This window comes from Microbispora sp. GKU 823, assembly GCF_002027145.1.
In the GTDB taxonomy this organism is placed as follows: Bacteria; Actinomycetota; Actinomycetes; order Streptosporangiales; family Streptosporangiaceae; genus Microbispora; species Microbispora siamensis.
This window is the reverse complement of the sequence record NZ_MWJN01000001.1, coordinates 236462-249033: the sequence shown is the minus strand read 5'-3', so window position 1 is coordinate 249033 and position 12572 is coordinate 236462. Positions and strand designations below refer to the sequence as shown.

The window sequence follows — 12572 nt, the reverse complement described above, 5'->3', positions numbered from 1 at the left end:
ACAACGACATGACCGCTCTCACTCTCGCCGGCGCCGTCGTCGTCGGCCTGACCCTGGGCCTGTTCGGCGGCGGAGGATCGATCCTGACCGTGCCGCTGCTCGTCTACGTCGCGGGCGTCCCGGCCAAGGCCGCGATCGCCATGTCCCTGTTCGTCGTCGGCGCGACCAGCCTGGTGAGCGCCGCCGGGCACGCCAGGGCGGGGCGCATCCGGTGGAAGACCGGCCTGGTCTTCGGCCTGGCAGGAATGGCCGGAGCGTACGGCGGCGGCCTGCTCGGGCCGCGTCTGCCCGCGGCGGTGCTGCTGACGGGGTTCGCGCTGATGATGGTGGCCACCGCCGTCGCCATGATCTGCGGCCGCAGGACGCCCGAGCCCGCACCGGCCCACAAGGATCTGCCGATCCTCCACGTCGTCGTCGAAGGCGTCGCCGTCGGCCTGGTCACCGGGCTGGTCGGGGCCGGCGGAGGCTTCCTGGTCGTTCCCGCGCTGGTGCTGCTCGGCGGCATGCCGATGAGCACAGCCGTCGCCACCTCCCTGGTGGTGATCGCGATGAAGTCGTTCGCCGGGCTGGCCGGCTACCTGCGGGCCGTCCCGATCGACTGGTCGATCGCCCTGCCCGTCACCGCGGCGGCGGTCGTCGGCGGTCTCCTCGGCGGATGGCTCGCCGGGCGCATTCACGCCGACCGCCTGCGCAAGGGATTCGGCTGGTTCGTGCTCGTCATGGGCGGGTTCGTGCTGATCCAGCAGGCGCCGCCCACGCTGTTCCACACCGCGTGGGGCGTCGCCGCCTCGCTGGCCGGCGCCGCGGCCGCCTCGGCGGGGATCGCGTACCTGCTCCTGTGCCAGGGGCGCCACCGGGGCGGCGGCGCCCTGCGCGCCCGGGGAACTCCACCGCACGTGACGGCCCCTGCTCCGCGACCCCGTCGACTCCGTGCACAACCGCCCGAGCGTCCCAGCCGGATTCCGGGCCCGGGCTCGCCCGCTTCAGACGCCGAGGCTGCGGCGTACCTCTTCGAGGGCCTGCTCCGCGTGGGCGCGCAGGCCCGGGTCGTCGGCGTCGAGCCCGGGGTCGAAGATGAACTCCCAGCGCGGGGTGTCGTAGCCGGGAATGCGGCGCGCGACCAGGCGCACTCCCCCGCGGCCGTTGATGGTCACATGGCGGCTCGCGACGATCGTCGAAGTCACCCGCTCGCGGATCGTCTCCGGCAGCCTGCCCGGCTCCGGCAGGAGGGCCCGGTGGACGGCTCCGTCTGTCATCGTGACCGTCACGCCCTCCTCGTCCCACACGGCCTTGTCCATCAGGTGCCAGGGCAGGCGCGGCCCGTCCGGCAGGTGCAGCGCCAGGGTGGTGGCGACGAGGTGGCCGCCCTCCGGCGTCGGCGCGTGGCTGATCGGGCGCTCGCCGCTCTCCAGGGCGAGAGCCGTACGGACCTCACGGGGCAGCCGGGAGCCGAACAGACGGGACAGTGAGGGCTTCTGAGAGGTCAAGGGGGCACCGCCAGCGTACGACGACCGTTAACACCCCCGAGGCTATCCGGCGGCACGGTCTCGACTTCGCTCCCCCCAGACACATTTCAGGCGAGCCACTCCTGGAGTCCGGCGAGATGCCCGAGTTCCGACTCGACGCGCTGCCTGTCGTCCGTCGTGAGCTCCAGACCTCGTAGATCGGCGAGCCAGGGATCGGTGGGCTCACCGAGGACCGTGGCCAGGTCGGCAAGGTGACACAGGGCGATGGCCCGCTCGACCGGCGAGGCGTCCGCGCCGTGCCTGCGCACCGCGGACTTGAGCGCACGGAAGGCCTGAAGGTCGTCGTTCTTGAACTCGCGCAGGATCCGGGCGTTGTCGAGCGCCTTGGCCAGGCCCGTCAGCTTCTTCGAGCCGCCGTACTCCAACTCGGCCGGCTCGTCGCGCTGGATGAAGATGATCGAATTTCCGGACGGATCGATCAGCGTGAACCGGGACGCGCCGGGCCGGTAGCGGGTGATCCGCGGCAGGCCGGAGCTCAGCACCTTCCCGTAGACCCGGCGCATCGCCGCGACGAACGCCGCATGATAGGGCGCCACGGCGTCGACCAGGACCAGGCAGCCTCCGGAATGCTCCCGGGCCGGATCCAGGTCCTTGGGCGCCGGGCCGAAGTGCAGCTGAAATCCGCTCCACTGCAGCGCCAGATAGACATAGGGCTTGCTCTGTTTGTAGGTCGCCTCGAATCCCAGCGCCTCATAGAACGCCAGGGTCTCCTCCACTGACACGCACGGCATCAACGGCACCGTCGTCTCGTTCGGCCGAATCGCGGGCTCGCTCACGTCATCCACCTTCCAGGTCGTCCCGGCGATGGTCACACCCCGCCGGACGACTCGCATATGGATCGTTCCAGCGCCCCGCCTCGCGCCACCGGACGCCGACGTTCACCTGTCCGCGCCGGGCAACACCCATAACGCGACGAGCGCCTCCCAGAGGGCGGGAGGCGCTCGTCCGCGGTCGAGGCGTCAGTCCAGGTAGTCCCGGAGCATCTGGGCCCGGGTGGGGTGGCGCAGCTTGGCCAGCGTCTTGGACTCGATCTGGCGGATGCGCTCACGGGTCACGCCGAACTCCCGGCCGACCTCCTCCAGCGTGCGGGGGTGGCCGTCGGAGAGACCGAACCGGAGCTGGATGATCCGCTGCTCGCGCTCCGACAGCGTGGCGAGGATGTCGTCGAGCTGGTCCTGCAGCATGATGAAGGCCGCGGCCTCCATCGGCACCACGGCGTCGGCGTCCTCGATGAAATCGCCGAGGTCGGAGTCCTCCTCGCCGATGGGCGCCTGGAGCGAGACCGGCTCCTGCGCGATGCGCTGGATCTCCACCACACGGTCGATGGGCAGGTCCATCTCGGCGGCGATCTCCTCCGGGGCGGGCTCCCGGCCGAGGTCCTGGTGGAGCTGCCGCTGCACGCGGACCAATTTATTGATCGTTTCGACCATGTGCACGGGAATCCGGATCGTTCTCGCCTGGTCGGCGATCGCCCGGGTGATCGCCTGGCGAATCCACCAGGTCGCATAGGTCGAGAACTTGTATCCCTTGGTGTAGTCGAATTTCTCGACCGCACGGATGAGACCCAGATTGCCCTCCTGAATGAGATCCAGGAACAGCATTCCGCGCCCCACATAGCGCTTGGCGATGGAGACCACGAGCCTGAGGTTGGCCTCGATGAGCCGCTGCTTGGCGCGGACGCCCTCCCAGACCAGGTCTTCCAGCTCCGGCCGGGCGAACCTGGCGGCGGGACTCTCACAGAGCTTGTCCTCCGCGAACAGGCCGGCTTCGATGGCCTTGGCCAGTTCCACCTCCTCCTCGGCGGTGAGCAGCGGAACCCTGCCGATCTCTCTGAGGTAGATCCTGACCAGGTCGCTGGTCGGAGCGCGTTTGCCGATATCCTCCTCGTCCGGCTTGCTGGGCTCCTCGTCGCCTTGCGGCTCGAGGACCTCAACCCCGTTCTCGGCGAGCATCCGCACGACGCGCTCCAGCGCGTCGGCGGGCAACTCGGATCGGTCGAGCGCGGCGGCCACGTCGTCAACCGTGACGCTCCCGCGTTCCCTTCCCTTCGCGACAAGGTCCGCCACCTGGTCTACCGATGGCGGCCTGCTTGGCAGCACCGATGCACCCACGCAACACAGTGTGCAGGAAAGGCACCACTAAATGGCAGGCCTATTTTTGTCACCCAAGGTAAGGCGGAAGTCAATACCGAATCGAGATCAAAACATATGTTTGGCGGCTGTGAGATCTGGAAAGGGACGTTTATTCAGGCCCCGCTGGCGCGTTCACGCAACACCCGTCGCTGCTGTTCCAGCGCCACGAGTTCGCCGAACAGCCGGTTGTACTCCTGCTGCTCCTCGACGGGGTTGAGCCGCTGCAAGCGTGACTTCACCTGGGCGACGGCCCGGCCGACCGCGACCTCCTGGATCTTGGCCAGGACGGCCGCGCCGTAGCGCTCCTCGACGTTGACGTCGGCGCGCACGGCCTCGACCGCGAACCGGGTCACGAGCGACCTCAGGTCGACGCCCGTCCCGTCCGGCGTCCCGGCGTCTGCCTGCTCCAGCAGCCGGTCGACCCACTCGCGCCCGCCGGGTCCTCCGGCGACGGTCCCCCCCCGCCGCCAGGATGACCTCGTACAGCGCGACGTGCTCGGGCAGGGTGAACGTCGCCGCGCCGAGCGCGTCGAACTCCGGCCCGAGCAGCGCGGGCCGCTGCACGGCGAGCTTGAGCGCCTCCGCCTCCAGGCGGACGGCGGGGTCCAACGGCTCCTGCCGCACCGGGCCGGACCCCGCGGGCGCGGCACCGCGCGCCCCCTGCTGTCTGCCCTGCTGCCCACCCTGTTGCCGGGCCTGCTGTCTACCCGCGGCGCGCCCGCCCTCCTGCGTCCGCCCCACGACCTGCTGTACGCGCTGGATCACGAAGCCCTCGTCCATGAAGCCGAGCCAGCGGTCGAGGTCCACGACGTAGGTCTTGCGCAGCCCCGGGTCCTTGATCGAGCCCACGACGGGCGCGGCGGCGTCGAGCGCGGCCAGGCGGCCCTCGTTGGTGTTGAGGTCGTAACGGGACAGGATGCTGCGGATCGCGAAGGCGAACAGCGGCTCGCGGCCGGCGATCAGGTCGCGCACGGCGGCGTCGCCCTGCTTGACCCGCAGGTCGCACGGGTCGAGGCCGTCGGGCTGCACGGCGACGAAGGTCTGCGTGACGAACTTCTGCTCGTCCTGGAACGCGCGCAGGGCGGCCTTCTGCCCCGCCGAGTCGCCGTCGAAGGTGAAGATCACCTCACCCCGGAACTCCGCCTGGTCGAGCAGCAGCCGGCGCAGGACCTTGATGTGGTCCTCCCCGAAGGAGGTGCCGCAGGTGGCCACCGCGGTCGGCACGCCGGCCAGATGGCAGGCCATGACGTCGGTGTAGCCCTCCACGATGACGGCCTGGGACCGCTTGGCGATCTCCCGCTTGGCCAGGTCCACGCCGTACAGCACCGAGCTCTTGTGGTAGATCGGGCTCTCGGGGGTGTTCAGGTATTTGGGGCCGTCGTCGGAGTCGAGCAGCTTGCGCGCGCCGAAGCCGATGACGTCGCCGGTGATGTCGCGGATCGGCCAGATCAGCCGGCCGCGGAACCGGTCGACGGGGCCGCGCCTGCCCTCGCGGGCCAGGCCGCCCTTGATCAGCTCCTGCGAGGTGAACCCGCGGGCCATCAGGTGCCGCGACAGCGCCTCCCACTCGTTGGGCGCGTAACCGACGCCGAAGTGCTCGGCGTCGGCCCGTTCGAAGCCGCGCTCGGACAGGAAGCGCCGCCCCGGGGCCGCCTCCGGGCTGGACAGCCGCTCGGCGTAGAACTCGGCGGCGGCGCGGTGCGCCTCGATCAGCCGCAGCCGCTCGCCCTGCTCGCGACCGGGCACGTAGCCGCCCTGTTCGTAGCGGAGCTGGATGCCGGCGCGCTGGGCGAGCCGCTCGACGGCCTCGGTGAACGTCAAGTTCTCGATCTTGCGGACGAACGTGATGACGTCGCCGCCCTCGGCGCAGCCGAAGCAGTAGTAGTAGCCCCGGGCCGGGGTGACGTTGAACGAGGGGGACTTCTCGTCGTGGAAGGGGCACAGCCCCTTCAGGTTGCCCCCGCCCGCGTTGCGGAGCTGGATGTGCTCGCCGACGACGTCGGCGATCGGCGAGCGCTCCCGCACGAGCGCGATGTCCTCGTCACTGATCCGACCGCTTCGCCCTGCCACGCTGGCGAGTCTAGAGCCTGCCCCCGACAGACCGGACGCCCCACCGCGGGCGGTCGAGGACATGTCACGACTTTCCGGAACCGGTCGTGATGTGCGGCTTGGTCCGTTACAAAGGAAAGGTTCGGTAACGTCGACCAGGTGGAGATCATGCGATCGGGGAGACTGGCCGCCCTCGCCGGCGCCGCGTTCGTCGCGGCGTCCTGCGGCGCGCCCGCCGGGGTCGCGGGAGTGAGCACGCTGCCGCCCACCCCCCCGCCGGGAGGCGGCGTCACGGCCGCCACGGACGACTCCCAGCCCGGCCACATCGTGCCTCCACCGGGGGACGAGCCGGTGCGGGTCCCGCCGCCGAAGATGTCCCCCTACACGTACGCCTTCCCCATCAAGGGCTGCAAGGTGTCGTACTCCCGCAAGCTGCTCGTGCTTCCCAAGACCACCATCTGGGCGGCCAAGGGATGCGCGTTCGTGTCGCCGGTGGACGGAGTGGTCCAGGAGGTCAACGTCAAGAACCTCTGGACGCCCTCGACCGACCGCGGCGCCGACCGGGAGGGCCGGTTCGTCACGATCAAGGGCGAGGACGGCGTGCTGTACCTCGGCGGCCACCTCGACTCCGTGGAGCAGGACGTCACGCCGGGCACCAAGGTCAAGGCCGGGCAGCTGCTCGGCCGGGTGGGCAACACGGGCAACGCCCGCGACACCGCGAGCAACCTCTACTTCGCCATCTCGTGGCCGGCCGAGCCGCAGTACTGGTGGGTGCGGCGGGGCATCGTGCCGCCGTGGCCCTACCTGGACGCCTGGGACGACGGCAACCGCACCGTCTCGCCGCGCAAGGACATGCTCACGCTGCGCAAGAAGATGGGCGCGACCCCGCCCTGCACCCAACTGTGCGGGTCCGGCTCGTCCGGGCAGCCCACGCCCACCCCGGACGAGACCAAGCCGCCCACGAGGAAAAAGAAGAACGGCGCCAACGACGACGACGTCGTGGTCATCCCGCTCTGAGCGGGACGCTCACCAAGGCGCGGGTCCGTCCGCACCGAGCGTCGCGAGCTCGACCGCGACCGCCGCGCCCTACGCCGTCGTACGCGGAAGGGAACTCGCCGGGCGCGCGGAGTTGCCGGTGGCGGACCCCGACGACGAGCCGCTGCCGCGGCGGCCCGGGGCGGCCCCCGAGGGCTTCTCCCGGCGCGGCGGGTCAGCCGGCCTTGAGGCGGTGCGTGGCCGCCGACAGGCGGCGGTGCCAGCCCATCGCGGAGGCGTCGGTCAGCGAGGCGATCTGGTCGACCACCGCGCGCAGCCGTCCCGCGTCGTCGGCGGCCTGCTCGAACTGCGGCCGCAGGGCGGGCTCCAGCGTCGCCGGGGCGCCGCGCAGGATGAGGTCGCCCAGCTCGGCAATGATCTCGCGCTGCCGGGCCTGGGCGGCGTGGTGGGCCTCCCGGGACATCACGTAGCGGGCCGTCACTCCCTTGAGCAGCGCGCACTCCAGGCGGGTGGCCCTCGGCACCACCAGGTCCGCGTCGTACCGGTCGTGGCCGCCTCTGCCTCCCGGGGTGGGACGGCAGCCGTACGCCTCGCGCGTGGCGTCCTGGGCGGAGCGGCACAGCCGGCCGATGAGCGCGCTGGTGAGCCGCTTGAGCGCGGCGAGGTCGGCGAGCCCGGCGTCGAAGGCGGCCGGCCACAGCGGCTCGGCGAGCAGCCGGGCGAAGGTCTCCGACAGCTCCTCCATGCCGGCGTCGGGCGCGTACCACTCCCTCGTCAGGCGGCACACCTCCAGCCGTTCCTCGGGGTCCCGCAGGGCCGCCATGGTGACGTGGCCGCACGTCAGCGCGTCCTCCAGGTCGTGCACCGAGTAGGCCACGTCGTCGGCCCAGTCCATGATCTGCGCCTCGAAGCCGAGCGCGTAGTCGGGCGCCCCCTCCCGCACCCAGCGGAAGACCGGCAGGTCGTCGGGGTAGACGCAGTAGGGCTGGCCCTCGCCGGCGAGCGGGACGCCGGGGACCCGGCAGGACGACCCGGCCCAGGGATACTTGCAGACCGAGTCGAGCGCGGCCCGGGTGAGGTTGAGCCCGGCGCTGCGGCCGTCCTCGGTGATGACCTTGGCCTCCAGCCGGGTCAGCAGGCGCAGGTTCTGCGCGTTGCCCTGGAACCCGCCGCACGGCGCGGCCAGTTCGTCAAGGGCGGCCTCCCCGTTGTGCCCGAACGGGGGATGGCCGAGATCGTGGGCGAGGCAGGCGGTCTCCACCAGGTCGGGGTCGCAGCCGAGCACCTTGCCCATCTCCCGGCCGATCTGCGCGCACTCCAACGAGTGGGTCAGCCGCGTACGGGGGCTGTGCAGGCCGGTGCAGTCGGCGGGGGCCACCACCTGCGTCTTGGCGGCGAGCCTGCGCAGCGAGGCGCTGTGGAGCACGCGTGCCCGGTCCCGCTCGAACGCGCTCCGCTCGGGGTTGCCGGGCGGCTCCGGCACCCACCGTGCCTGGTCGTGCTCGTCGTAGCGGGCCATGCGTCCTCCTTCCCTGTGGCAAGCCCCGTGGCGGCGGGGAATGGAGCGTACCCGCGAAGGTCCTGTTTCACGACAGATCCGGTAGTCCGATGGAAGATTGCCCTCTTGTCCGGTAAGCGGTCGCGAGCGATACTCGGTTTTTCCCGCCCTGGCGCTTCCGAGGAGGAGCCCTGGTGGTGGACAACGAGCTCGCGGAGGTCCTCCGATCCGGGCCCTTCGAGCGTGCCCTGCGGGCGGCCATCCGCGCCCGGGGGCTGAGCCTCGACCGCCTGCACGCACGGCTGCGCGAGCGGGGCGTCCATGTCAGCCTGTCCAGCCTCAGCTACTGGCAGCGCGGCCGGTCCCGGCCCGAGCGGGCCGCCTCGCTGGCCGCGGTCCGGGAGCTCGAAGGCATCCTGTCCCTGCCGGAGTACGCGCTGATCGGCCTGCTCGGGCCGCCCCGCCCCCGGGGCCGGCGGCCGGAGACGCTCACCGTGCTCAGCCACCACGAGCAGGTGGTGGTGGGCGCCGGCCGGCGGCACCGGGTGAGCGCCCGGGTCGTGCTGCGGGCCGCCGCGCCGGGCCTGGACCGGTACGTGGTCGCCCATCAGCCGGGCACCCGGCTGCTGCGCACCGAGGGCTGCCGGCCCGGACGCGGCGGCGACGACGGGACCGGCCCCTGACCGAACTGATCTTCCCGCACCCGCTCGCCCCCGGCGAGACCCACATCGTGGAGTACGTCACCGCCGTCGCCGCCGCCGACCGGTACGACCGGCGCCTGCGCGACCCGGTCGAGCAGCATCTGGTGCAGGTGCGGTTCACGGGCGGGCGGCTGCCGGTGCGGTGCTTCCACACCTGGTCCCCGGACGCGTCGGCGCCGCCCGGGGACGCCGGTGAGCTGCGCGTCGACGCGTTCGGGACCGCTCACCTGGTGGACACCGGCGCCCGGCCCGGCGTACGCGGCATCCGCTGGGAGTGGGTCTAGAGGCCGTGTATATGCCGCACTCCCCCGGTGGCGCCGCTAGTAAAGCTCAAGGGAGTGTGATCGAGCCCGTCTTCGTATCCGATCGAGTTGATCGAACGATGTCAACGCCAGGGTCGCAGGGCTGTGGACAACGCTTCATGGCCCAGCGACTCTTTCCAGGCCAGGTGTCCGTCGGGCCTGATCAGCAGCGGTTCTCCGAGTCCCTTGAGCTCGCTCACAAGGCGGCTGTCCGCAGGCTCGCCCGAGGCATCGGCCAGGATCGGGCGACCCGCGCGAAGGTGCTCGAACAGCCGCGTCCCGTCGGGCAGGTCCCGGTCGGGTACGCGCGGTCCGAGTCCATAGGAGATGTCCAGCCCCGTGATCATCATGGCGATCTTCCGGTTCGCGTCCGGCGTCGCGAGCATGTCGCCCACGTGCTCTCGAAGCGCGTCCACATGCGCGCCGGGTGCGCTCAACGCGCTCTGCGCGCGCGTGTTCGACAGCACCCGGGCGCCCACGGGGTGCCGCTCTTCGTGGTACGTGTCGAGCAACTCCTCGTCGACGCTCCCTCGCACGACGAGCGCCAGCTTCCAGCCGAGATTGAACGCGTCCTGCAGCCCGGTGTTCAGCCCCTGCCCCCCGGCCGGCGAGTGGACGTGCGCCGCGTCCCCGGCCAGCAGCACACGCCCGGAGCGATAACACGCCGCCTGCCGCGCGACGTCGGTAAATCGCGAGATCCACCGTGGACTGTGCATCCCGAAATCGGTGCCCGCCACCCGGATGAGCATCGCCCGCAGATCTTCGAAGCCGATGGCCGTCGAGTCGGCAACGGTTGCCCCGGCCTCGTCCACGATCACCCGCCGCCACCCCTTCTCGAAGCCGAGCACCGAGAAGTTTCCCCGTGGCGTTCGCTGGAGCAGAAACTGCTCCGCGGGCGGGTCGGCGAGTTCGACGTCCCCGAGGATCGACGTGGTGGTCGCCGGCGTGCCCGGAAAGTCGATGCCCGCCAGCCGGCGCACCACACTGCGGCCGCCGTCACAACCGACCAGATAACGCGTCTCCACGGGCCCGTCCGTGGTCTCGACCACGACCGGCTCCGCGGCTGCCAACGCCGCTGCCGCCCCCGCGGCCGGCGACGCCGTGCTCGCCGACGCCGGCCCTGGGCGTAGGCCCGTCACCTCGACCCCGCGGCGAATCCGAACGCCCAACTCCCGGGCGCGAGCCTCGAGCAGCCGCTCGATCCGGCGCTGAACGATCACCAGCAGGAACGGATACCGGGTCGGCAGCCCCGACAGATCGAGCGGCAGTCCGGCGAAGCGCGTACCCGGCAACGGACGCCCCTCGGCCAGGAACGGGTCGAGCATCCCCCGCTGATCGAGCACTTCCAGCGACCGCGGATGCAGCCCGCCCGCCCGCGAGTCACGCGTGGGCTCGGTCAGCCTTTCGAGTACCAGCACGTCCACCCCGGCGAGCCGCAGCTCGCACGCCAGCATCAGGCCGGTTGGGCCGGCGCCGACGATGACCACGTCCTCCATGATCGCCCCTAACGACATTAGAGTAATCTCGAACGGCGTTAGATATAGCTCTAACGATGCTAGATTGTCAACCGTGCCCATCACACCCGACCTGATCGCCCGGACCGGCCTGCGGCTGCTGAACGACGTCGGCCTCGACGGCCTGACCATGCGGACACTCGCCAAGGAGCTCGACGTCCAGGCACCCACGCTCTACTGGCACGTCAAGAACAAGCACGAGCTGCTCGACCTGATGGCCGGGCTGATCACGGCCGAGGCGGCCGACGGCGTCGAAGGCCCCAGTCGCAACGAGACCTGGCAGGAATGGATCGCCGGCCTCGCACGCAGAATGCGCGACGCGATGCTTCGCTACCGCGACGGCGCCAGGGTCACTGCCGGGTCCTACTCGACGGGTCCGTCCATCGGGCGGACGTTCGAACTGGTTCTGCGTACGCTCACCGACGCCGGCTTCTCGACCACCGAGGCGGCCCGCGCGTTCCCCGCCGTCCTGCACTACGTCGTGGGCTTCACGATCGAGCAACAAGCGCGGACGGGCGAGAGTTACGAAGGCCCCAACCCCTATGCGCAGACCATGACCATCGACGAAACCCGTTATCCCCTGACGGCAAGCGTGACCAAGGAGCTCTACGCCGTCGACAGCGACGACCATTTCGAGTACGGCCTGCGCATCGTGCTGGCGGGCATCGAGGCCGTTCGTCAGAAGGGCAGTTCAGTAAGCGGCAGTTGATCGACGGGATCCGCTGGCGGGTCCGGACCGGCGCGCCCGATCGCATGAGCATGCCGTCGGGGCGCGCAAAAGGGGGATCTGCAGGCCGAGCCGCCCGGCGGCAGGTACGGCGCCGAGCCGGCCGATCACGGGCTGGGGCGTTCTCGTGGTGGGCTGACGGCTAGGGTCGCGGGGCGCCGTGAGCGGCGGTCCTGGCGAGGCGGACGAGCTCGGCGGCCGGGCCGGTCAGCCGGGCCCTGGCCCGCCACACCGCGAACAGCGGCCGCCGCAGGTCGAGATCGGCGACGGGCACCTCGATCAGGCGTCCGTCGCGCAGTTCCGCGGCCACGGCGAGGTGGCTGAGAACCGCCGGGGCGACCCCGGTCTCCACCGCCACCTTCACCGCGGCGTTGGAGGACAGCTCCAGGATCGGCGGGGCGACGTCCGGGCCGGTCAGAAGGCGGTCGAGGGCGTAGCGGGTGCCCGACCCGGGTTCGCGCACCACCAGCGGCGTCGCGGCCAGGTCGGCCCGGCTCAGCGGTTCCCCGCGCGGTGGTTCCCCGTCCAGAGGTTCGCCGCGCAGAGGTTCCCCGCGTAGCGGCTTCCCGCGCCGGGCCCACGCGTGACCGGGGGCCACCACGACGACGAGCCGGTCTTCGGCGACCGGCCAGGAGGTCAGCTCCCGCGGCACGACGGGCGACTCGATGAAGCCCGCGTCGATCTCGCCGTCCGTCGCCATCCGGCAGACCTCGCCGGAGTTGACCACGCGCAGCCCCACCTCCACGTCGGGCAGCACGCGGCGCAGCGCCACCAGCCAGCCGGGCATCAGGTATTCGGCCACGGTCATGCTCGCGGCCACCCGTACGCGGGCGTCGGTCCGCCCGCGCAGTGCCTGCACCCCCGTGAGCAGGTCGTTCGCGGCGGCCAGCGTGGCGCGGGCCCAGTCCACGACGACCTGGCCCTGCGGGCTGAGGCGCGAGCCCGTGGTCGAGCGGTGCAGCAGCGGCACGCCCAGCTCCCGCTCCAGCGTGTCGAGCCTGCGGCTGGCGGACGCCTGCGTGATGCCGTGCAGCTTCGCCGCCTTCCCGAGGCTGCCCTGCTCCGCCACCAGGAGCAGCAGTTCGAGGCTGGCCAGATCCGGCCACCGTACGGTCATACGGCAACCG

General features: G+C 71.4%; 10 protein-coding genes and 1 pseudogene. 5 read left to right on the top strand and 6 right to left on the bottom strand.

All coding sequences use genetic code 11. From position 1 onward, the window contains the following. Positions 1 to 8: 8 nt before the first annotated feature. Positions 9 to 1469: a TSUP family transporter gene (locus B1L11_RS54430; RefSeq protein ID WP_372974629.1), complete on the top strand. Its 1461-nt coding sequence runs from the start codon at positions 9 to 11 to the stop codon at positions 1467 to 1469. A gap of 104 nt (positions 1470 to 1573) precedes the next feature. Here the strand turns inward: B1L11_RS54430 and B1L11_RS01115 are convergent, their stop codons facing one another. The 3 genes and pseudogenes from B1L11_RS01115 to dnaG form a co-directional block, all read right to left on the bottom strand. Next, positions 1574 to 2257 (bottom strand): glyoxalase, encoded by a 684-nt coding sequence (locus B1L11_RS01115; protein ID WP_372974633.1) that lies wholly within the window; start codon positions 2255 to 2257, stop codon positions 1574 to 1576. Positions 2258 to 2485: 228 nt separating this feature from the next. Continuing rightward, positions 2486 to 3625 (bottom strand): RNA polymerase sigma factor RpoD, encoded by a 1140-nt coding sequence (rpoD, locus tag B1L11_RS01110; protein ID WP_079312297.1) that lies wholly within the window; start codon positions 3623 to 3625, stop codon positions 2486 to 2488. A gap of 146 nt (positions 3626 to 3771) precedes the next feature. Beyond that, a pseudogene (gene dnaG, locus B1L11_RS01105) lies at positions 3772 to 5728 on the bottom strand (DNA primase). Positions 5729 to 5875: 147 nt separating this feature from the next. On the opposite strand from dnaG, the gene B1L11_RS01100 reads away from it, so the two are divergent. After that, the gene (locus B1L11_RS01100) at positions 5876 to 6724 is read left to right on the top strand and encodes a M23 family metallopeptidase (RefSeq protein WP_079312419.1); all 849 of its coding nucleotides are present in this window, start codon (positions 5876 to 5878) and stop codon (positions 6722 to 6724) included. Between the two features lie 193 nt (positions 6725 to 6917). On the opposite strand, the gene B1L11_RS01095 is transcribed toward B1L11_RS01100, so the two are convergent. Then, positions 6918 to 8222, bottom strand: a complete 1305-nt coding sequence (locus tag B1L11_RS01095; protein WP_079312295.1) for a deoxyguanosinetriphosphate triphosphohydrolase — start codon at positions 8220 to 8222, stop codon at positions 6918 to 6920. Between the two features lie 173 nt (positions 8223 to 8395). Here B1L11_RS01095 and B1L11_RS01090 point away from each other — a divergent pair, with 173 nt between their 5' ends. Both B1L11_RS01090 and B1L11_RS01085 read left to right on the top strand, forming a co-directional pair. Beyond that, positions 8396 to 8884, top strand: a complete 489-nt coding sequence (locus B1L11_RS01090) for a hypothetical protein (RefSeq protein ID WP_079312293.1) — start codon at positions 8396 to 8398, stop codon at positions 8882 to 8884. A 47-nt stretch (positions 8885 to 8931) separates the two neighbouring features. Continuing rightward, positions 8932 to 9186: a hypothetical protein gene (locus B1L11_RS01085; RefSeq protein WP_079312291.1), complete on the top strand. Its 255-nt coding sequence runs from the start codon at positions 8932 to 8934 to the stop codon at positions 9184 to 9186. Positions 9187 to 9287: 101 nt separating this feature from the next. Here B1L11_RS01085 and B1L11_RS01080 read toward each other — a convergent pair whose 3' ends face one another. Continuing rightward, positions 9288 to 10700 carry an FAD-dependent monooxygenase gene (locus B1L11_RS01080; protein ID WP_143736802.1) on the bottom strand — a complete coding sequence of 471 codons (1413 nt, stop codon included), beginning with the start codon at positions 10698 to 10700 and terminating at the stop codon, positions 9288 to 9290. Between the two features lie 73 nt (positions 10701 to 10773). On the opposite strand from B1L11_RS01080, the gene B1L11_RS01075 reads away from it, so the two are divergent. Further along, complete coding sequence (locus tag B1L11_RS01075) at positions 10774 to 11427, top strand: TetR/AcrR family transcriptional regulator C-terminal domain-containing protein (RefSeq protein ID WP_079312287.1); 654 nt, start codon at positions 10774 to 10776, stop codon at positions 11425 to 11427. 160 nt (positions 11428 to 11587) lie between these two features. Here B1L11_RS01075 and B1L11_RS01070 read toward each other — a convergent pair whose 3' ends face one another. Continuing rightward, on the bottom strand, positions 11588 to 12562 hold the full coding sequence (locus B1L11_RS01070) for a LysR family transcriptional regulator (RefSeq protein ID WP_079312285.1): 975 nt from the start codon (positions 12560 to 12562) through the stop codon (positions 11588 to 11590). Between the last annotated feature and the right edge of the window lie 10 nt (positions 12563 to 12572).